Source organism: Pseudomonas sp. MF6776 (genome assembly GCF_016613125.1).
Lineage (GTDB): Bacteria > Pseudomonadota > Gammaproteobacteria > Pseudomonadales > Pseudomonadaceae > Aquipseudomonas > Aquipseudomonas iridis.
The window spans coordinates 13,863-34,393 of record NZ_JAENSQ010000020.1; the positions used below are offsets into that span (position 1 = coordinate 13,863).

A 20,531-nucleotide genomic window follows, 5' to 3' on the forward strand; every position below is an offset into this window, starting at 1 on the left:
TGACGCCATTCTCATTGCATGAACGGAGTCAGGCTATTGTGTGCGATCGCAGTTCAGCGGAAACAAACCCTCTGGAACGTCTCAGTCTGTGCTCCTGCACGTCTGGGCGCGATCTCCCGACGATCCACGATCGTCGTCACACACGGCATCCCCTCAGTAGCCATGATGTTGTGGAGATAAGCATGCCGATCGACCGTAAAGAGTGGGCGCAACGCTTCCCGGAATTTCTTGTCGAGGCTGAAACGCTCCTGGCCAAGTCCGAAGAATGCCTCAGCCATCTGCAGATGATCAGCAACGACAAGGACGCTATCGACTGCATGCTCAGCACCCTTCTCAAACTCGCAAGCAGGGCTGAAGCTCTGGCGCTTGAGGCGATTTCCGAGTTTTCCCTGCACATCTACGGCCTGCTCGATCTGGCACAGGATCACGTGGATCTGCACGAACAGGCCCTGGATGCGCTTAAGGAATGCTTCACACTGATGGCCTGGCAGCTTGAACTGGTCGATCATAAAACCGGGCAACTGAGCCTCGATAAAACCGAACAGACCTCACTGCTCGAAGCGTTTGCCGCTCACGTCGGACAAACTCAGTTTCAACCAGTGCTGAAAACCAACCGTTTGCCATTGCTGAACTATTCGGAACGACAGGCCTGATTCGGCATGACGGTGATCGTCGAGGTTGCCGGACCACACCCTCATTGTCGTAATTGCATAAATCGTATCTGCCAGCGACAAATCAAATAAATATTCACACCGGACAACAGCGTGTATCTCCTGCCGGGCTAGGGGTTTGCCTGTGTCTGAAGAGTTCCAACTTCTGGCAATGCAGATACTAATCCAACTCAATATATCGATATTTCCATTATGGAACTCGCGTCCAACATGCCGTATTTCCTGACCCATTGGACATATATAGCAAACGCGACCAACGGTATCTTAAGTGGTATTATGCCGCCCACTAATTGCTTCCAAGTTAATGGCACAGTGACTCCATAGAAAGGCATCCACCCGAAGTTGGTGATCCTGTACATTCACTGAACCACGTTGAAATCCTTAGCATTATTGGCACCCTTTACAGACAGAGACCCGCCAGCCACCGGCCGGTCTACCCGCAGCGAACATCCATTGGCTCCATCCGTTATGTACGCCAGCCTCAAGTCAATCACTACATGGCCTCCCTCCCGGGAAAATGCGCGTCGGTTCACGCTCATTCTGTGCGTCGCTGCAGCCCTTGGCAGCCTGCTGACATACGGGTTTTCCGCGCAACTTTACCTGGGCGTTCTGTTACTGAATATTGCCGCCACTGCCTGTGTCTGGGTGCAATATCGGCTGTCACGCAAATCGATAAAATTCCAGCCACAGGAACTTGCTGACCGTCTGCTGGAAGTCCAGGAAAACGAGCGTCACCGGCTCAGCCGCGAATTGCACGATGATATCGGCCAATTGCTGACCGCCGCCAAGCTGCAAGGCGAATGGCTCAAACGACGCATGCCGGAAGATTTGCAGGAACACTGCACCACACTTTGCGAAACCCTCGAAGAGACGCTGAACAAAGTGCGCGATGTATCGGCCATTCTCAATCCCCGCCAGTTGACCAGCCTCGGTCTTGAGGCCAGCCTGCGAGCGCATCTGCTCAAGACAATGACCAATACCAGCGTGCACTGGAGTCTCGATTGCCAGCAGCGCCTCAATGGTATTCCGGAAGAAATGGCGGTCGCCGCTTTCCGCATCACCCAGGAAGCCGTCACCAATATTTTGCGTCATGCACAGGCGAAAAACCTGCTGATACGCGTGCAGCGCCTGCCGAAAGGCTTGACGCTGCTGATCAGTGATGACGGTCTGGGGTTCGCCCCAGCCGCCAATCCAGGTCGTGAAGGACAGCGGGGCATGGCCGGGATGGCCGAACGGATCGAGCAATTGGGTGGCACCCTGAGCGTTACCAGCGAGCCTGGCAAGGGCACTCAAATCGAAGCACTTCTCCCCTGGGCGCCGCGGGCACTCGAGCGGGCCAGTACGAATAAGGTTATGCGTTGACTTGCAACTTACTTCTGGTGGATGACCACTCGCTGATCAGGGCCGGCGTTCGCGCTCTGGTGCTGGATATTCCCGGTTACGCGGTTATTGGCGAAGCCAATGATGGCTCGCAACTGCTCGAAATGGTCGAGCAGCTCAGCCCCGACATCGTGCTGTTGGATATTTCCATGAAGCAAACCGGCGGCCTGGAAGCCCTGCAACGACTCAAACGTGTGCGGCCCCAGAGCAAAGTGCTGATTTTGTCGATGCACACCGATCCTGCATTGATCATGCAGGCATTGGAGTCCGGCGCTCACGGCTATCTTCTTAAAGACACCACGGCTACCGAGCTCGAACACGCCCTGGAAGCCTTGCGCAATAACGAGCGTTACCTGAGTCCGGCCATCGCCCACACCGTGATCAATCAGGCACTGACTCGCAATCAGAAGCAGCCGGAAATCGCCGAATCGCACAACCTCACGGCTCGACAACTGGAAATCCTGCGGCTGATCGTGCGTGGGAAATCCACCCGGGAAATTGCCAATGGCCTGGGCTTGAGCATCAAAACTGTCGAGACCCACCGCTCGCAGATCATGAAGCGCTTGCAAATCTACGATGTGGCGGGCCTGGTGCTGTTCGCGGTACGCGAACAGATCATCAGTCTGGACGATTGAGCGCCAGATTTTCGCTCAATAGCGGCGAGTCCTTCGGCAGGTGTATCTGCAACGCCGCCGGGCGCGCCTCGAAGCGCATGCTGTCGCCCTCCAGAGGTTCACCGTCAAGATTGATGTAAAGCCCCTCGGCTACCTTGATTTCAACCCAAGGCAAGCGGGTTCGGACAAACATACTGTCGATGCCGAATCCATCGCTGAGCAGGTTTTTCAATGTCCCCACCAATTCCTGTGGCGCTGGCAGGATACTGATATCCAGCAACCCGTCGTCAGCCAGCGCCTGCGGGCATAAAACATGCCCGCCGCCAGCCTGGCGACCATTGCCGATGCCCAACGCCAGCAGCTCGCCACTCCAGTGGAAATCCGGCCCCTGCAGCTCGCCATAAGCGGCGTGCAGTTCGCTGAACCGGGTCAAACCAGTGAACAGATAGGCTGCCCCGCCGAGTACCTTTTTCAGATCCTCTGAAGTATTGGCCGTGACCTGACTGCCAAAACCGCCCGTAGCCATGTTGAGGAAAATTTGCCCGCCCACTTCACCCAGATCAATGTCACGCGGCGGTACATCGAGGAGTTCAAGCGCCTCGGCCGGCTCCAGCGGAATCCCCGCTGCGCGGGAAAAATCGTTAGCGGTACCCAAAGGCAAAAGGACAAGACTGGCTTTCCCCGGGTGGGCCGCAAGGGCCTCGGCGATGTCGCGCAACGTACCGTCTCCGCCGCCGGCGATAATTTTCGTGTACCCGTCCGCCAATGCTTGCTCGACCCAGCGCTGGGCATCCCCCGCCTCCCAGGTCAGGCGCACTGCCAATTCCCAGCCTTGCTCGCGTTTGTCCTCGACCGCGGTGCGAACCGCCTCGTTGAGTGCCTGCTTGCCATGCAGAATCAACAGTGCCCGGCGTTCACTCATAGCGTCACTCCCTGAATTGAATCGGTTGAAACATCTTGACCACCGTGGCGCGCAAAAAAGCCCTGAGAATGGCAAATAAATCTTTCGTCTGGCTGAGGCGTCCTACACAGCGGTATTTTTTCTTACAAAACATGAGGAATCGGCTTAATTGACCCGGTAGGACAGTTGGTTCACCGTGTGCGAGCGGTATCGATCATCAATCCGACTACACAAGGACGTGCATGTAATGAGAGGTTACTCCAAGGGTTTTAGCAATTGTAAAGAGGGCAAATATTGCAGGCAGGGGTTTGAAGCAGCAGATGGATATCTCCATGCCAGGTCGTGAAGCCAGAATGCCAGTGAATCCGATTGCACCCCTCACCGAATGTCGCGCGAATCACTCGTCCGATTTCAAGAAGACCACTGGAGAAGTTGATATGGAACCTCGTGTGACCGAACTGGAAACCCACCTCAAATATATTCGACGGGACATGGACGAAGTCCGCAGTGACGTCAGAACGATCAAACATCGTCTGGCCTACTCGGCGGGTGCAACCGCCGTAGTGATGGGTCTGCTGGGTTGGGTGGCCAACAGCCGATTCGACCAGTTGGTTACCCTGCTAAGCCATTGAGCGAATGAAACTTTGCAGGCACCGGCTGGATCAGCCCATGCCTGCATTTGCGAAACAGGATTCAGCCCAGGAGTTCACTTAGCGGGATGAAGACGACCTCGTCTCCTTCGAGCAGTGTGCGTCCCTCCAGCACTTCCACCAATCCGTCTGCCCATGCGGCGCTGCGCAGCACACCCGAGCTCTGGTTGCGGTAAATAGTCGCCCGCCCCTGCTCAAGACGGCCCCGCAGATATTCACGCCGATTACCGGCAACTGGCCAGACAAAGCCTGCTGGTACCGTGAACTTCAAAGGCTCGACGTCCTGCACCCCCTGGCGTCGCAACAGATAAGGCCGAGCCAGTAATGCAAACGTCACCAACGTCGAAGCCGGATTGCCAGGCAACCCGATAACCGGCACATTGCGGAAATGGCCGAATGTCAGCGGTTTACCGGGCTTGATCGCTAGCTTCCAGAGGGCCAACTCCCCTTCTTCTCGCAAGGCGATACCGAGAAAATCAGCTTCCCCCACCGAGACACCACCGGTGGAAAGAATCAAATCAACATCCTGCAACTCACCCAAACGGACACGGGTGGTGGCGAGATCATCCGGCAAAATACCGGCGTCGATCACTTCGCAGCCCAGGCGCTCCAACCAGCTGCACAGCAACACCCGATTGCTGTTGTAGATCTGACCCGGCCCCAGCGGCTGCCCCGGCTCGACCAATTCGTCACCGGTGGAAATCACCGCCACGCGAACCTTGCGCACAACCTTGACGCCGGCACAGCCCAGCGAGGCAACCAAACCCTGCTCTATCGGGCCAAGCCGGGTTCCGGCCGGCAAGATCAACTCGCCGATCGTGGTTTCCTGGCCTTGCGGGCGAATGTTCTGGCCAATCTTCATCGGCTGGATGAAGCGCACGCTTCCATCAGCCTGAACCTCAGCGTTTTCCTGCATTTCTACGCAATCGGCACCCGGCGGTACCGGTGCCCCGGTGAAAATCCGCGCGCACGTGCCGGGTTTCAGGGCTTGCGGAGATTGTCCGGCGAACACCTTTTGACTGACCGTCATGGCTTCGCCCGTCCAGTCGACCAGGTTCAGGGCATAACCGTCCATTGCGCTGTTCGGCCAGGGTGGCAAATCCAGGGTCGAAACGAGGTCTTCGGCCAGCACTCGGCCCTCGACCTGCGCCAGCGGCAAATATTCCTGCTCGGCAATCGGTGACGCTTCAGCCATTTCCAGCAGACGCGCCAGCGCAACTTCGACGGGCATCAGCGAGCCCGTCTTGCCCGGCTTACCCACGGGATTCACAAGGCGCGGCCTGCTTCAGATGAGTGACGAAATTGCATGGACGGTGACGAGCGTCCAGTTGCTCACCGAGAATGCCATCCCAACCCGTGCGCACGGCGTTGGTCGAGCCTGGCAGACAGCAAACCAGCGTACCGTTGGCCAGACCGGCCAGCGCACGGGACTGCACGGTAGAGGTGCCGATATCGGCCACCGATATCTGTCGGAACAACTCGCCAAACCCATCCACTTGCTTGTCGAGCAGGCACGCTACAGCTTCCGGCGTACTGTCGCGACCGGTGAACCCGGTGCCACCGGTAATCAGCACAACCTGCACCACATCGTCGGCGATCCAGTTGGCGACTTGCGCGCGAATTTTGTAGAGGTCATCTTTAAGCAGGACCCGCGCCGCCAGATTGTGGCCGGCCGCTGCCAGGCGGTCGACAAAGACCTGGCCTGAGGTGTCGGTTTCCAGAGTACGGGTATCACTGACAGTCAGCACCGCGATATTGAGCGGCACGAAAGGTACATCAGCCTTGGCTTTCATAGGCTCGTCCAGTTGTAGGAGAAACGGTGCGGTGTTATATCACAGCGCCCTGTTTTTTCGCCGCCCCTGTGGAGAGCTGCCATGACCTTTGATACGCAACTGCCGCCCTGCTCCATTCTGCTCCTGGCGGGCGGGCGCGGCCAACGCATGGGCGGCCAGGACAAAGGTCTGGTGCAATGGCAGGGCGAACCGTTGATTGCGCATTTGCAGCGCAAGACCCGTCCGCTGACCGATGACCTGATCATTTCCTGCAACCGCAATCGCGAGCGTTACGCGCCGCTTGCCGATCAATTGGTGGAGGATGACGAAGGCGACTTTCCAGGGCCGTTGGCCGGTATTCGCGCAGGCCTCAAAGCCGCGCGACATTCGCACTTGCTGGTACTGCCTTGCGATGTCCCGCTGATCGACCATGCATTGCTGCAAAGCATGCGCGAGTCCGCCAATCAGAATCCTGAAAAACCTTTAATGTTGTGGCATGACGAACATTGGGAACCGCTGTTGTGTGTGATTCCGGCAGCTCTTTCACCGGCATTCGAAAACGCCTGGAACGCTGGCGAACGCAGCCCCGGTCGGGTCATGCGCGAGCTGGGTGCCATGGCGCTGAAATGCCCCGACAACGACCCGCGACTGGCCAACCTCAACACTCCCGAACTGTTAAATGCTCACAACACTGTGTCAGACTGACACTATTCAAGGAACTCTCACGCCTTGTATACGTCTCAAGCTCAGTAACCAAAAGAATTCCCATTCGGAGACACACTCATGACTCAACGGACCCTCGCCACTTTCATGCTCGCACTGGGCCTTGCTACCCTCGCAGGTTGCTCCTCGCCTACAGTGATCACCTTGAATGATGGTCGCGAAATCCAGGCCGTCGACACCCCGAAATACGATGACGATTCGGGCTTCTACGAGTTCCAGCAACTGGACGGCAAAGAAACACGCATCAACAAGGATCAGGTTCGTACCGTTAAAGAGCTGTAAGCTCAACGGCGACGCCGGACACAGAAAAGCCCGCATTGATTGCGGGCTTTTTCATGGGCGCTCGAAAAGTTGCAACGACGTCACCACTGCAAAGTGATACGACTTTCGAACTCGCGCTCCTCACCAGTGACCGGGTCGATAAAACGCAAGCCCTGCGCCAGAAGCTTCAATGGATTAGCGTAGTCATCCTCAACGTCTTTCAGTGCGTCGGGGTAAAACGGGTCATTGCAGATACTCGCGCCTAGCGCGGTCATGTGTACCCGAAGCTGATGTTTTTTGCCGGTCACCGGGTACAGGCCATAACGCCAAAGGTCGCCGTTCTTTTCCCGAACCTCTACCGCCGTTTCGGTGTTGCTGACCCCGGGCCCCTCTTGCATTCGGAAAAACGGTTCGCCATCGACCAGACGGCTTTTGTGCACCAAGGGAAAATCGAGTCCAGGCAATGCCGGGGCAATGGCTTCGTAGCGCTTGTCGATCTGTCGCGTTGGAAACAGCGACTGATAGGCCGAACGGGTTAGCGGGTTGGCCGAGAAAATCACCAGCCCCGCGGTATGCCGGTCGATCCTGTGCAGGGGCACCAGATGGGGATTGTCCAGACGCCGGATCAGCCTGCGCAGCAGGGTCTGCTCTACGTACTCGCCGGCCGGCGTCACTGGCAGAAAATGCGGCTTGTCAGCCACCACCAGGTGCTCATCGGCATAGAGAATCGACTCGACCACAGGGATCGGTTTTTCGTCCGGCACTTCGCGAAAGTAGTGAATGCGCAGGCCTTCCTTGTAGGGCAAATCCAGCGCAATCGGCTGACCGTGAGCATCCAGCACCCGCCCCCGAGCGATCCGGTCCAGCCACTGCTCGCGTCCAATGGCGCTGAAATGCTCGCACAAGCAATCGAGTACGGTCAGCCAGGCGCCGGGCGGCAGATAAAGCGTGCTGGCCTGATTCTGTGCAGCGGAAAACGTTGATGTGGACATATGAAAATTCGAACCCTCAATGCAGGCCGGCATTATCCAGCACTGAGGGAAACGAACCTAGCGCAGAATCCTCAGGCCGGAATCGATTTGAGCGCCGCCGCGTCGGTGAATTCCTTGAGCCAGCGCAACACGTCGACAGCCTCCCAACGACCCGGGTCATACAAGGCGTACATCAGACCCTGATACCCGACCACGTCCAGTTGCTTGTGATAACCGGCGCGCTGAAACAAGGCTTCGATCTCTGCAAAACATGTATTGAAATGCAGCTTGTTGAATGGGGTCTTGCCTTCCGTGACCAACCCGTCCAGGCGCAATTCCAGAACGGCCTCGCGCACCACGTCAACCGACATCCGGTTCACGCTGTTCTTCAACTGTTCGACATTGACCACGGTTCGTCCCTCTGACCCAATTACTGTATGAACATACAGTAACCGAATAAGCCCGGAAGTGCCAAGGGATGGATTTGTGCTGGCGACCAGCGGGCGCTGCAAGGGAACAGGCTAACTCAGGAAATTCACAACCTCGTCGGCGCTGAATGGCCAGTCCAGTTCCGCTCCGGTGTCGACTCGCCGCAGCACCGGAATCCGCAGGCTGTAAGCCTCATACCAGGATTCGTCTTCGGCGATATCCACCAGTTCAACCAGCAGGCCGTGCTCGACGAGAGGCATCAGCTCAGCTTCAGCGACTTCACACAGATGACACCCCAGGGTGCCGAACAGCTGACATTCAGGAGGCATGATTGCTCAACCACAAATTAATCCGCCTATTCTAGGCCGCCACTGAAAACCCGTCGAGCCACCGCCGCCCAAAGGCTTGAGCGCATGTGCAGCAGCTGGCGCGCAAAACCCTGATGCAAATCAGCGCACGCAAAAGACGATTACGCGATGCTTACGGTTTTTTTGCTTCTACGCTTGAGAAGCCAGAGCCTGACCTCGGAGTGTCTAGTGTTTGCCAACCTGTTGATCATCCTCGCCTCATCACTAGTGGTGATTGCACTGTTTCGCCGCCTGCGGCTGCCACCAGTATTGGGCTATCTGTGCGTGGGATTGCTGGTCGGCCCCAATGCATTCGATTGGGTCAATGAGAGTGAACATCTGCCCGACGTGGCGGAGCTGGGCGTGGTGTTCCTGCTTTTTTCCCTCGGCCTGGAGTTTTCCCTTTCAAAGATGATCGCCTTGCGCCAATTGGTGTTTCGTCTTGGCAGTCAGCAAGTATTGGTCAGCGCCGCAGTGCTGGGCCTGTTATTGATGCTCCTGGGCATGCCGATAACGCCAGCGTTTCTGCTCGGCGCCGGGCTCGCGTTGTCCTCCACGGCGATCGTGACCAAGGAATTGGGCAGCCTCGGTGAGGTGTTCAGCAGCCACGGCCAGAATGCGGTCGGCGTCTTGCTGTTTCAGGATGTGGTCGCGGTGCTGCTGCTGACCCTGGTGCCCGTTTTCGCCGGCAGCAGCGATCAGGCCTGGTACTGGGCATTGCCGCTGACGCTGGCGAAAACCGTGGTGTTGTTTGTCGGTCTGTTGCTGGCCAGTCGTTGGTTGCTGCCCCGGTTGTTCCACGAAGTCGCGGCCTCACGCTCGGCAGAATTATTTGTGCTGTTGGCGCTGGTGATTGTGCTGCTTACCGCGTGGCTGACTCACTTGCTCGGTCTCTCTCCCGCCCTGGGTGCTTTTCTGGCCGGCATGTTGCTGGGTGAAAGCCATTACCGGCATCAGATCGAAGCCGATATCCGGCCCTTCCGCGACATTCTGCTCGGGGTGTTTTTTGTCAGCATCGGCATGCTGATCGACCTGCAATTATTCGTCAGCGACGGCCTGTTGATCCTCGGACTGACTGTCGGCTTGATGATCATCAAAGGCGTCGTGGTGGCGTTGCTGGTGAAGTGGCGCGGCAGTGACAGTGAAACCGCATGGCGCAGTGGTCTGGCGCTGGCTCAGGGAGGCGAATTCTGCTTCGCGCTGATGGCGCAGATGCAACAGAACAGCATGCTGCCCGAAAAGCTTGGCGCCTTGCTGCTTGCAGCGACGTTCTGCTCGATGCTGCTGACACCCATCCTGTTACGCGCCGCCCCACGCATCGCCACGGCCCTGCACCGCAAACCCAATGAGGAAGCACAGATCGAGCACATCAGCGCGCTCAACGCCGACCTCGACCAGCATGTGGTGATTTGCGGATACGGACGGGTTGGTCAATCCATCGGCCGCTTCATGCGTAACGCAAAGCAGCCTTACATCGCTTTGGACAATGACCCGGTGCGGGTACAGGAGGCCGCCACCGAAGAAAGTGACGTGCATTACGGCGACTCATCACGCGGTGACTTGCTCACCGCCGTCGGCCTGCTACGCGCAAAACTGCTAGTGATTGCGGTGGATCAAACCGACGTTGCGATGCGCATTCTCAAGGAGGCACGTCGCCTCAATGATCAAATACCGATCCTGGTACGCACCCGCGACGACAGTGAATTGGCCGAACTCAAAGCTGCCGGCGCCAGTGAAGTGGTGCCGGAGCTGTTGGAATCGAGCCTGATGCTCGGCTCTCACGCCTTGATCATGCTCGGCTTGTCGGCGCGACAAGTACAAGAGAAAGCCGATCAAGTGCGAAGAGACCGATATCGCCTGCTGCACGGTTTTTATTCCGGAGCCAATGATGAAGAAACCTAATCCTGGCTCACCGCGCCGATCTTGTGCACCGACAGGTCGGCGCCGTAATACTCTTGTTCCTGACTCAGGCGCAGCCCATGCAGCGCCTTGATCGCGCCGTACACCACAAAACCACCGATCAACGCCACCGCCACGCCGAGCGCCGTGCCGATCATCTGGCTGATCAGGCTCACGCCACCAAGACCGCCGAGCGCGGTCTGGCCGAAAATCCCGCAGGCAATCCCGCCCCACACGCCGCACAAACCGTGCAACGGCCACACGCCCAGCACATCGTCGATGCGCCACTTGACCTGCGCCGCCGTAAAGCACCAGACAAACAGCGCGCCAGCGATGGCCCCGGTCACCAGAGCACCGACCGGATGCATCAGATCGGAACCTGCGCAGATCGCCACCAATCCGGCCAGCGGGCCGTTATGCAGAAAGCCTGGGTCATTGCGCCCGACGACCAATGCCGCCATGGTGCCGCCGACCATCGCCATCAGCGAGTTGACCGCCACCAGGCCACTGACGCCTTGCAAGGTCTGTGCGCTCATCACGTTGAAGCCGAACCAGCCGACAATCAGAATCCACGAGCCCAATGCCAGAAATGGAATGCTCGATGGCGCGAAGGCCACCAGTCGTCCGTCGCGATAACGCCCGTTGCGCGGCCCCAGCAACAGTACCGCCGCCAGCGCCAGCCAGCCGCCCATGGCATGCACCACCACGGAACCTGCAAAATCATGAAACGCGGCGCCGAACCGAGCCGTCAGCCAGGCCTGCAGACCATAGTTGCCGTTCCAGATCATCCCTTCGAAAAACGGATAGATGAACGCAACGATCAGCGCCGTGGCGCACAACTGCGGAACGAAGCGCGCGCGTTCGGCAATGCCTCCGGAGATAATTGCCGGGATCGCCGCTGCGAAGGTCAGCAGGAAGAAAAACTTCACCAGCCCATAACCATGATCGGCGCTCAGCACTGCCGCCGGCTGCATGAAGGTCACACCATAAGAGATCCAGTAACCTATAAAGAAATAGGCCAGGGTCGAGACAGCGAAATCGCTGAGAATCTTCGACAGCGCGTTAACCTGGTTTTTCTGGCGTACCGTACCGACTTCCAGAAAGGCGAAACCGGCATGCATCGCCAGCACCATCACCGCACCGATCAGGATGAACAACGTATTGGAGCTGTGAACCAATGTTTCCACAGCGCTTTGCAGATTTTCCATAAAGAGGCAGACCTGAAAGATAAAAAGGCACCAAAGCAGTTCATGCACACATTTCATGCACCAAGTTGCGCCCGCAAAGTCATGAACCTGAAGGGCCGATGAACCGCTTTGGCGCACGAGCTCGATGTGCTGGCACGAACCGGCATAATTTGCGTCAGGCTTTTGCGGCCTGTACGCCCGGCAACAGCGCACGACTGACCGCCGACGCACCACGACACAGCAAAAGTTGTACCAGTCATTTGTACTGAACCTTCACGCAAGGCTCATACTCGAACGATTCAGAAGCCACATATACGGAGATCCACCCATGGCCAGCATCAAGGCAAAGACTGCTCAAGACATCCTGATGAACGACTTCCAGACCCTGGTCGCCGACACCGAGCGGTTGCTCGAGCACACCGCCACTCTGGCCGGTGATCAGGCAGATGAGCTGCGTGCACAGATCCACGACAGCCTGATGCGTGCACGCGAAACCCTGAAGCTGACCGAAGACACCTTGCGCGAACGCGGTCAGGCCGCAGTCACCGCCACCGAAGACTACGTGTCGGCCAATCCTTGGCAGTCCGTGGGCATCGCTGCCGGTGTGGGCTTTTTGATCGGCCTGCTAGCTACTCGGCGCTGATTATGTCGATCGGTGAATCCGGCCCGGCTGCGGGCACCTCATCCTCCACGCGGCGTCTGGGCGCCGCTGTCCTCGGCTTGTTGCACAGTCATGTCGAGTTGTTCGGCATCGAACTGCAGGAACAGAAAGCACGCACGGTCAGCCTGTTGTTGTTCGCAGGTCTGGCTTTGGTGTTTGCCCTGCTGTTGCTTGTCGGCTTGTCGACGCTGGTGTTGATCGTATTCTGGGACACCTACCGCTTGCCTGCGATCATCGGCCTGTGCGTGTTCTATACCCTTGCAGCTGCGTTCTGCGGATTGCGCCTCAAGGCTGCGGTGTTCGATGAATCCTCACCCTTCCATGGCACGCTCGAAGAGCTGGCCAACGACCGGGAGCGCCTGCTGCCATGAGCCTGCCTGAACTTCCACACAACAGCTCACGTCGGGAAATGCGCAAGGCACTGATTCGCCTGCGCATGGAAATGCATCGGCAGGAAATCCGCCACGAAGCCGGGCAAGTGCTGCAACCTCTGCAGCGCATGCGTGGCATGTCGCAAAACCTGCAAGGCGGATTCGGGATCAAACACGCGCCGTTGTGGGGTGTTGCCGCGGTCACGCTGTTGGGGTTTATCACCGGCAAAGGCGCGAAAAGCGGCGGTGTCGGTGGCCTGACTCGACTGATTCGCCTGGGAACCAGCCTTGGGCCACTGATCAGACTGGTCATGCAGAGTCCTGGCAAGCGCTGAACTGACGTATCTGGCTACATTCTTGCAATGTCGGCGGGATTGACCTCTTTACCTGGAGGTTCAATCCCGCGTGCCTACCCGGTCGGCGGGTTCACTCAGAACAACAACGACTAAGGAGGCCTCGTGATCGACGGGCAACCGCTCGCCTGCTTTCAACCCTTCATCGATACCGCCACAGGACGTATTGCAGGCGTCGAAGCACTTGGCCGTCTGCGCCAGGCTGATGGACAACTGACATCGGTCGGGCCGTTGTTCGCCGATCCGCGTACGCCGGCCATTGCCCTGCGCCGCCTCGACCGACAGATCCGCGACAACGCCTTGAGCCGTCTGCACGAAGCCCCGGCAGACTGGTTTCTCAGCCTGAATATGTCGCCCCACTGGATCAGCCGTCTGCGCCCTGACCAGGCGCTGCCCAGCCTCAAACAAATGGCGCGACACAATGTCGATCCGCAACGCATCGTCTTCGAGATCACCGAACTTGGCGGTAACAGCCAACGTCTGGCCGAAGTCGTTGGCCGCTATCGCAAGGCGGGGGCGCGAATCGCTATCGACGATTTTGGCGCCGGTCACTCGCAGCTTGATCGGGTGCTGGCCCTGCAACCGGACATTCTCAAACTCGACATGCGCCTGTTTCAGGCCGCAGCTAGGGGCGGGCCAAGCAGCGACGTGGTCAAGGCCCTGGCGCAGATGGCCGAGAAGACGGGGTGCTGGATCATCGCCGAGGGCGTCGAGACCGAAGCACAACTGAATTTTGCCCTGGAATGCGGATCGCGTTATGTGCAGGGTTTTCTGTTCGCGCGGGCGCAAGAGGCGTTCTTTGCCACCGACGCGTTTGTGCAACGTTTTGCCGAACTGCGCCAGCGCTACGTTCAGCAGAAGCTCACCGAGCGAGGAAGATTGATGCAGATGCGCCATCAACTCAGTGAATTGATGGCGATCCTGCAGAACTGGGCACACGCTCGTGCGCCACTCAGCGCATTACCGCAACTGGACGCTTTCCCATGGCTGCTGCGGTTTTACCAATGCGATCGCCATGGCACGCAACTGACCCCCAATCTGGAATGGCGCCACGACGGCTGGGTATCCGATGACCGCTATCTGGGGCACAACTGGTCTTGGCGTCCGTACTTCTACCATTTGCTCGCCGAGGGCTGGGAGGAGCGGCGCCTGACCCTGTCCAACACCTACCGTGATGCCACCAGCAACCAGTATTGCCTGACGGCCGGGCAATTTTTCGACAACGGTGAGCGGTTGCTGTTGATCGACATTGATGCGGCGGGACTGTAGTTCCACTTGCAGGCGCAGACCTGAACCGGGAAGCTAGGACAATTCATCCATCAGACGGAGAGAATCAGCCTTGGATTGGCAAACCCTGCTCAACCGCGAACGTCTAGGAAAGCCGCTGCACAGCCCGCAGGAACTTGGCCGCAGCCCTTTTCACAAAGATCATGACCGCATCATTTTTTCAGGCGCCTTCCGCCGCCTGGGTCGTAAAACCCAGGTGCATCCGGTCACCAGCAACGATCACATTCACACCCGCCTGACCCATTCGCTGGAAGTGAGTTGTGTGGGCCGCTCGCTGGGTATGCGCGTCGGCGAAACACTGCGCAGTGCGCTGCCGCAATGGTGCGATCCGAGTGACCTGGGCATGGTCGTGCAATCGGCCTGCCTCGCTCATGACATCGGCAACCCGCCATTCGGCCATTCCGGTGAAGACGCGATTCGCCATTGGTTTCAGCAGGCGGCCGGGCGCGGCTGGCTGGATGGCATGAGCGAAGCCGAGCGCGGTGACTTCCTCAATTTCGAAGGCAATGCCCAGGGTTTCCGCGTGCTCACTCAGCTTGAGTACCATCAGTTCGACGGCGGTACGCGCCTGACTTATGCCACCCTCGGCACTTATCTGAAATACCCGTGGACGGCCCGTCACGCGGACTCCCTCGGCTACAAGAAACACAAGTTCGGCTGCTATCAGAGCGAACTGCCGCTGCTGGAGCAGATTGCTCACAAGCTTGGCCTGCCACAACTCGAAGATCAGCGCTGGGCGCGTCATCCGTTGGTGTACCTGATGGAAGCCGCCGATGACATCTGCTATGCGCTGATCGATCTCGAAGACGGCCTTGAGATGGAGTTGCTGGAGTACGCCGAAGTCGAATCGCTGCTGCTCGGACTCGTGGGCGATGACCTGCCGGAAACCTACCGCCAGCTTGGCCCGCAGGATTCGCGGCGGCGCAAACTCGCGATCCTGCGCGGCAAGGCCATCGAACATCTGACCAATGCAGCGGCGCGAGCCTTTGTCGAGCAACAGGACGCGTTGCTGGCCGGCACGCTGCACGGCGATCTGGTCGAGCACATGCATGGCCCGGCCAAGCGCTGTGTATTGAACGCCAAGGACATTGCCCGTAAGAAGATCTTCCAGGACAAACGCAAGACCCTGCACGAAATTGGCGCCTACACGACGCTGGAGATCCTGCTCAATTCGTTTTGCGGCGCCGCACTGGAACAACACAATGGACGCACCCCGTCGTTCAAGAGCCGGCGCATCCTCGATCTGCTGGGCAACAACGCGCCTGACCCGCAAGGTTCGCTGCACACGTCATTTTTGCGCATGATCGATTTCATCGCCGGCATGACCGACGGCTACGCCAGCGACATGGCGCTGGAAATGACCGGTCGCTCCAGTCACTGACTTCGCCTCGTTCAGCTGGCCGCAAACCCCGGCCAGCTGAATGCAAGGGGCTCACCTATCTGCACGATGCCATTAACAACGGCAAACTCTTGTCGATTTATGACGCAATGTAACCGCTAAAGACAACCCGCCAACTCGCCAGATCCCACCAAACTTAAACACTATTGAAAAAGCCAATTACAACCAGCATTTGCAAAAAGAAAAAGGCGAACTATAAGCCAATACAATTCCTGCACTTACTTACGCTCGACCTAGTTCAGCTGTAGTCTTTTTCCTTGTTAAATGTAGGAATTATCCGATAACACGACTGGAGCCATGTCAGCTCATGCGAGCGCTCATTCATCTGAGCTAAGGTGCGCGCTTTATTCGTGCTTGTATGGGATTTGATTATGAACTCCGTTTTTATTGTCGACGATCACCCGGTCATTCGTCTCGCCGTACGCATGCTGCTGGAACATGAAGGTTATAAGGTCGTCGGTGAGACCGATAACGGGGTTGATGCCATGCAGATGGTGCGCGAGTGCATGCCTGATCTGATCATTCTCGACATCAGTATTCCAAAACTCGACGGACTGGAGGTGCTGGCCCGGTTCAACGCCATGAGTTCACCTTTGAAAACCCTGGTGCTGACCGCCCAGTGTCCGACCTTGTTCGGTGTTCGCTGCATGCAATCGGGCGCCTCCGGTTATGTATGCAAACAGGAGGATTTGAGCGAACTGGTCAGCGCGATAAAAGCCGTACTCTCCGGCTACAACTATTTCCCCAGTCAGGCGTTGAATCCGGTTCGCAGTGACGATGTTCGTTATACGGAACTGGAACTCTTCAAGTCCGTCAATGATCGCGAATTGATGGTCCTGCAATTGTTTGCCCAAGGTCGCACCAACAAGGAAATAGCCAAGGGGATGTTTCTCAGTAACAAAACCGTCAGCACTTACAAAAAACGTTTGATGCAAAAACTCAAAGCCAAATCCCTTGTAGAACTTATCGAGATGGCCAAACGCAACGCACTCGTGTGAGACCCCGCATGCCCAGCCGTTTAAAGGACTATCTAATTGCGTTGAGTGCAGGGTTTTTCCTGAGCGCCAACGTGTTCGCCATGCAGGGCGGCTCACCTGACTACACCTTGCTCAGCCGGTCGGCAAACGAGTCGATGCCGGTCGCGTTTGAACAGTCTCAACGACAGTGGCTGCAAACCCGCCGCGAGCTGCTATTGGGCACTTCCGCACCGGACTATCCGCCTTTTGACATGACCGTCAGTGGCCAGGACTACGAAGGTCTGACCGCCGACTATGCCGGGATTATCGGCGAGGCTACCGGGATGTCGATCCGGATCAAACGTTTTCCCTCCCGGGAGGCCGCGATTCGCGCGCTGGTCGATGGTCAAATCGACCTGCTCGGTACGGCCAACGGCTATGAAGCCGGCAACGCCAACCTTGCGCTGTCCGAACCCTACGCCAATGATCAGCCGGTGCTCGTGACCCGCGAGGACGAAAGCCGGACATTGACCGAAGGTCTGGCAGGATTGCGCCTGAGCATGGTTTATCACTATCTGCCGCTGCATGAGGTCAAGGCGCTGTACCCCAAAGCACTGATTACCTGCTACCCCTCCTACCAGAATGCGATCAACGCAGTCGCGTTCGATCAGGCCGATGTATTTCTCGGCGACACCATTTCTACGCACTACATGATCAACAAGGGCTACCTCAACAACGTGCGCATGGCCAATTTCGGCAAGCAGGAAGCCCACGGTTTCAGTTTCGCCGTACGCCGCGACAATCCGCAGTTGTTGGGCGTTATCGACACCGTACTCAAAGCGGTGCCGCGCAGCGAGCGTGAAAACATCGCCAAACGCTGGAGCGCCGGCAGCGATCTGCTGCTCACCGACAAGAAGCTGCAACTGACCCAGCGCGAAGAAGCATGGCGCAACCGGCATCCTGTCGTCAGTGTGGTCGTGAATGAGGCATACGCACCGCTGACCTTCTTCGACGGCGACGGCAATTTTCGCGGGATCAGCGCCGACCTTCTCGAACTGATCCGCCTGCGCACCGGCCTGCGTTTCGAGATCCGGCGCAGTCGTAACGACGCGGAGATGATCCAGCAGATAGACAGCCATCAGGCCGACCTTATCGCCGCCCTCCTTCCGACTGCCGAGCGGGAAAAAACCCTGAACTTCAGTCGACCCTATCTGGAAAACTCTTATGTCCTGCTGACGCGCAAGAGCGCCGACAGTCCCACCAATCTGGGCCAGCTCAAAGGCAAGCAACTGGCGATCGCCAAAGGCAATCCGATGGTCGAGTACTTGCGAAGCGAGTATCCCCGCATCCAACTGGTTGAGACGGCAGATACCTTCAGCGCGGTGTCCATGCTGGCTGAAGGTCACGTCGACGGCGCAGTCAATTCACTGGTGATCGCCAACTATTTCATCTCCTCGCAAATCTTCGAACGAGCGTTGCAAATCACCACCACCATCGGCACCGGGCAGGCTGCGTTTTCGCTGGTAACCGCGCGTGACAACCCGGAACTGAACTCGATCATCAACAAAGCATTACTGAGTATTTCCCCCGAAGAGCTGGGCGTGATCAATGGCCGCTGGCGTGGTTACTCCACGGCTTCGCAAAATATCTGGCGCAACTACCAGCGCCTGTTCTATCAAGTAGTCATCGGCGCCTGCCTGCTCCTGCTGCTGTTGCTGGCGTGGAACGCCTACATGCGCCACCAGATCAAACAACGCCAGGCGGCGGAGCGAGCCCTGAGCGACCAGTTCGAATTCATGCGCTCACTGGTCAACGGTACACCGCACCCTATCTACGTTCGCGATCGCCAGGGGTTGCTGCAAAGCTGCAATGACAGTTACCTCGAAACGTTCAATGCCAAGCGCGAGGATGTCATTGGCAAAAGCGTCATGCAGGGTACCGTGAGCAACGCTTTCGAGGCTCAAGCCTTCCACGCCGATTACCAGCGAGTCGTCGCTGAAGGCATTCCGCTGTTGCTCGACCGGCCGCTGCACATCGGCGGCCGACGTCTGACCATCTATCACTGGATCATTCCCTATCGCGATTCCAGTGGTGACGTGAAAGGCATCATTGGCGGCTGGATCGACATCAGCGAACGCCGTCAGCTGTTCGAAGACCTGCGAGCAGCCAAAGAGCAGGCGGATGAGGCCAACCGCGCCAAAAGTACATTCCTCGCCACCATGAGCCATGAGATCCGTACGCCAATGAATGCCGTGATCGGCATGCTCGAACTGACCCTCAGGCGCATGGACCAGCAGCATCCGGATCGCGCCTCGATAGACACCGCCTACCATTCGGCCAAGGATCTGCTGGGGCTGATCGGCGACATTCTCGACATCGCCCGGATTGAATCCGGGCGTCTGAGCCTGTGCCCGGAACGGGTCAATCTGGTCGATACGGTGACGTCTGTCGCAAGAATTTTCGACGGCCTGGCCCGGCAAAAGAACCTCGCCCTGCAAGTGATCTTCAACCCGCCGGATCTGGCAGTCGATGTGCATCTGGACCCCCTGCGCTTCAAACAGGTGCTGTCGAATCTGGTCAGCAATGCCATCAAGTTCACCGAGCATGGACACATCAGGATTACCCTGGACCTCATGAGCACGGACGCGCCTGCCCCTGCGTTGATGCAACTGACGGTACAGGACAGCGGCGTCGGTATCAGTGCGGAGGATCAGCAGCGATTGTTCGAACCCTTTGCCCAGGCGGAGAACAGCCATCAACTAGCCCGCAGCGGCGCAGGTCTGGGGCTGGTCATCAGCCGCAACCTCTGCGAAATGATGGGCGGCCAGTTGCAACTGAGCAGCCAGCCCGGCATCGGTACACAGGTTTGCGTTTCCCTGCCACTGGAAACTTTTCCGGCCCAGGTGAGCACCGCCAGGGCCGAACCCTCAATCAAGATCTCACAGACCCCCTTGCGCGTACTGGTGGTGGACGACCACCCGGCGAATCGCTTGTTGATGTGTCAGCAGCTGGAGTTTCTCGGTCATCACTTCAGCGTCGCCGAGAATGGCCGCAGCGGTCTGGAGCTGTGGAAGGATGGCGGCTTCGACCTGGTGATCGTCGACTGCAACATGCCCTTGATGAACGGCTATGAGATGACCCGCGCCATTCGCCAGCACGAGCACCAGAATCGCTGCCCACCCTGCACGGTGCTGGGCTTCACCGCCAACGCGCAACCCGAGGAAGTACAACGCTGCAAACAGGCCGGCATGGATGACTGCCTGTTCAAACCCTTGAGCCTGAGTCTGCTCGGGCAGTGGGTCGACGGCATCACCCCGTTATCACCGACACCGGCATTCAGTTTGCAAAGCCTGAACATGTTGACCGGCGGCAGCCCCGCGCAGGCTCGGCGTCTGCTGGTGGAACTGCTCAAGAGCAGCCGCCTCGATCGTCAGGAGTTACTCAAGCTGGCGCTGGAACATGATCGGGACGCACTGGCGGTGGTTGCCCACAAAATCAAAGGCGCCGCGCGCATTGCCCAGGCATCACGTGTGATCGAATGCTGCGATGCCCTCGAACACGCCTGCGCGCAGGCATTGGCAAGAGAGGAGATTGAACGTCGTTGCGAGGCGAGCAACCGGGCAATCCTCGAACTGGAGCAGGCCCTGCAGCAACAACTGGTTTTGTTCGATCAAGGCGCAATGAGCTTGCCTTAACTAT

General features: G+C 57.9%; 21 protein-coding genes. 14 read left to right on the forward strand and 7 right to left on the reverse strand.

Annotated elements, in window-relative coordinates; all coding sequences use genetic code 11:
* Positions 1 to 182: 182 nt before the first annotated feature.
* From JJD74_RS20860 to JJD74_RS20870, 3 genes are all read left to right on the forward strand, one after another.
* Complete coding sequence (locus JJD74_RS20860) at positions 183 to 653, forward strand: hypothetical protein (protein WP_042560230.1); 471 nt, start codon at positions 183 to 185, stop codon at positions 651 to 653.
* Between the two features lie 486 nt (positions 654 to 1,139).
* Positions 1,140 to 2,033 carry a sensor histidine kinase gene (locus JJD74_RS20865; protein ID WP_042560232.1) on the forward strand — a complete coding sequence of 298 codons (894 nt, stop codon included), beginning with the start codon at positions 1,140 to 1,142 and terminating at the stop codon, positions 2,031 to 2,033.
* Complete coding sequence (locus JJD74_RS20870; RefSeq protein ID WP_042560233.1) at positions 2,030 to 2,686, forward strand: response regulator; 657 nt, start codon at positions 2,030 to 2,032, stop codon at positions 2,684 to 2,686. The genes JJD74_RS20865 and JJD74_RS20870 overlap by 4 nt, the downstream gene beginning before the upstream one ends.
* Here the strand turns inward: JJD74_RS20870 and yegS are convergent.
* Positions 2,670 to 3,587 carry a lipid kinase YegS gene (gene yegS, locus JJD74_RS20875; protein ID WP_042560234.1) on the reverse strand — a complete coding sequence of 306 codons (918 nt, stop codon included), beginning with the start codon at positions 3,585 to 3,587 and terminating at the stop codon, positions 2,670 to 2,672. The two genes, JJD74_RS20870 and yegS, sit on opposite strands and share 17 nt — an antisense overlap.
* Before the next feature lie 311 nt (positions 3,588 to 3,898).
* On the opposite strand from yegS, the gene JJD74_RS20880 reads away from it, so the two are divergent.
* Positions 3,899 to 4,198 carry a hypothetical protein gene (locus tag JJD74_RS20880; RefSeq protein ID WP_200616711.1) on the forward strand — a complete coding sequence of 100 codons (300 nt, stop codon included), beginning with the start codon at positions 3,899 to 3,901 and terminating at the stop codon, positions 4,196 to 4,198.
* 61 nt (positions 4,199 to 4,259) lie between these two features.
* Here the strand turns inward: JJD74_RS20880 and JJD74_RS20885 are convergent, their stop codons facing one another.
* Both JJD74_RS20885 and moaB read right to left on the reverse strand, forming a co-directional pair.
* Positions 4,260 to 5,486, reverse strand: a complete 1,227-nt coding sequence (locus JJD74_RS20885) for a molybdopterin molybdotransferase MoeA (protein WP_200616712.1) — start codon at positions 5,484 to 5,486, stop codon at positions 4,260 to 4,262.
* On the reverse strand, positions 5,470 to 6,009 hold the full coding sequence (moaB, locus tag JJD74_RS20890) for a molybdenum cofactor biosynthesis protein B (protein ID WP_042560237.1): 540 nt from the start codon (positions 6,007 to 6,009) through the stop codon (positions 5,470 to 5,472). The genes JJD74_RS20885 and moaB overlap by 17 nt, the downstream gene beginning before the upstream one ends.
* An 81-nt stretch (positions 6,010 to 6,090) precedes the next feature.
* Here moaB and mobA point away from each other — a divergent pair, with 81 nt between their 5' ends.
* Both mobA and JJD74_RS20900 read left to right on the forward strand, forming a co-directional pair.
* On the forward strand, positions 6,091 to 6,693 hold the full coding sequence (mobA, locus tag JJD74_RS20895; RefSeq protein ID WP_115147538.1) for a molybdenum cofactor guanylyltransferase MobA: 603 nt from the start codon (positions 6,091 to 6,093) through the stop codon (positions 6,691 to 6,693).
* A 78-nt stretch (positions 6,694 to 6,771) separates the two neighbouring features.
* Positions 6,772 to 6,993, forward strand: coding sequence for a YgdI/YgdR family lipoprotein (locus JJD74_RS20900; protein ID WP_016770600.1), 222 nt, complete (start codon positions 6,772 to 6,774; stop codon positions 6,991 to 6,993).
* 80 nt (positions 6,994 to 7,073) lie between these two features.
* Here JJD74_RS20900 and JJD74_RS20905 read toward each other — a convergent pair whose 3' ends face one another.
* The 3 genes from JJD74_RS20905 to JJD74_RS20915 form a co-directional block, all read right to left on the reverse strand.
* Positions 7,074 to 7,964 carry a pseudouridine synthase gene (locus JJD74_RS20905; protein WP_200616713.1) on the reverse strand — a complete coding sequence of 297 codons (891 nt, stop codon included), beginning with the start codon at positions 7,962 to 7,964 and terminating at the stop codon, positions 7,074 to 7,076.
* A gap of 71 nt (positions 7,965 to 8,035) precedes the next feature.
* A complete protein-coding gene (locus tag JJD74_RS20910; protein ID WP_042560239.1) occupies positions 8,036 to 8,353 on the reverse strand; it encodes a transcriptional regulator in 318 nt (105 codons plus the stop codon).
* A 111-nt stretch (positions 8,354 to 8,464) separates the two neighbouring features.
* Positions 8,465 to 8,701 carry a glutaredoxin family protein gene (locus JJD74_RS20915; protein WP_042560240.1) on the reverse strand — a complete coding sequence of 79 codons (237 nt, stop codon included), beginning with the start codon at positions 8,699 to 8,701 and terminating at the stop codon, positions 8,465 to 8,467.
* A 207-nt stretch (positions 8,702 to 8,908) separates the two neighbouring features.
* On the opposite strand from JJD74_RS20915, the gene JJD74_RS20920 reads away from it, so the two are divergent.
* On the forward strand, positions 8,909 to 10,621 hold the full coding sequence (locus tag JJD74_RS20920) for a cation:proton antiporter (protein ID WP_200616714.1): 1,713 nt from the start codon (positions 8,909 to 8,911) through the stop codon (positions 10,619 to 10,621).
* On the opposite strand, the gene JJD74_RS20925 is transcribed toward JJD74_RS20920, so the two are convergent.
* Positions 10,618 to 11,826 carry an ammonium transporter gene (locus tag JJD74_RS20925; protein ID WP_047302331.1) on the reverse strand — a complete coding sequence of 403 codons (1,209 nt, stop codon included), beginning with the start codon at positions 11,824 to 11,826 and terminating at the stop codon, positions 10,618 to 10,620. The genes JJD74_RS20920 and JJD74_RS20925 overlap by 4 nt on opposite strands.
* Before the next feature lie 307 nt (positions 11,827 to 12,133).
* Here JJD74_RS20925 and JJD74_RS20930 point away from each other — a divergent pair, with 307 nt between their 5' ends.
* The 7 genes from JJD74_RS20930 to JJD74_RS20960 all read left to right on the forward strand — a co-directional run bounded on the left by JJD74_RS20930 (position 12,134) and on the right by JJD74_RS20960 (position 20,527).
* Positions 12,134 to 12,448: a DUF883 family protein gene (locus JJD74_RS20930; protein ID WP_200616715.1), complete on the forward strand. Its 315-nt coding sequence runs from the start codon at positions 12,134 to 12,136 to the stop codon at positions 12,446 to 12,448.
* A 2-nt stretch (positions 12,449 to 12,450) separates the two neighbouring features.
* Positions 12,451 to 12,837 (forward strand): phage holin family protein, encoded by a 387-nt coding sequence (locus JJD74_RS20935; RefSeq protein ID WP_042560244.1) that lies wholly within the window; start codon positions 12,451 to 12,453, stop codon positions 12,835 to 12,837.
* Positions 12,834 to 13,172, forward strand: coding sequence for a hypothetical protein (locus JJD74_RS20940; RefSeq protein ID WP_042560245.1), 339 nt, complete (start codon positions 12,834 to 12,836; stop codon positions 13,170 to 13,172). The genes JJD74_RS20935 and JJD74_RS20940 overlap by 4 nt, the downstream gene beginning before the upstream one ends.
* A 123-nt stretch (positions 13,173 to 13,295) precedes the next feature.
* Positions 13,296 to 14,459, forward strand: coding sequence for an EAL domain-containing protein (locus JJD74_RS20945; protein WP_042560246.1), 1,164 nt, complete (start codon positions 13,296 to 13,298; stop codon positions 14,457 to 14,459).
* 70 nt (positions 14,460 to 14,529) lie between these two features.
* Positions 14,530 to 15,858 (forward strand): deoxyguanosinetriphosphate triphosphohydrolase, encoded by a 1,329-nt coding sequence (locus JJD74_RS20950; RefSeq protein WP_042560247.1) that lies wholly within the window; start codon positions 14,530 to 14,532, stop codon positions 15,856 to 15,858.
* 389 nt (positions 15,859 to 16,247) lie between these two features.
* Positions 16,248 to 16,874, forward strand: coding sequence for a response regulator transcription factor (locus JJD74_RS20955; RefSeq protein WP_047302336.1), 627 nt, complete (start codon positions 16,248 to 16,250; stop codon positions 16,872 to 16,874).
* Between the two features lie 8 nt (positions 16,875 to 16,882).
* Positions 16,883 to 20,527 (forward strand): transporter substrate-binding domain-containing protein, encoded by a 3,645-nt coding sequence (locus JJD74_RS20960; RefSeq protein ID WP_200616716.1) that lies wholly within the window; start codon positions 16,883 to 16,885, stop codon positions 20,525 to 20,527.
* Positions 20,528 to 20,531 lie beyond the last annotated feature (4 nt).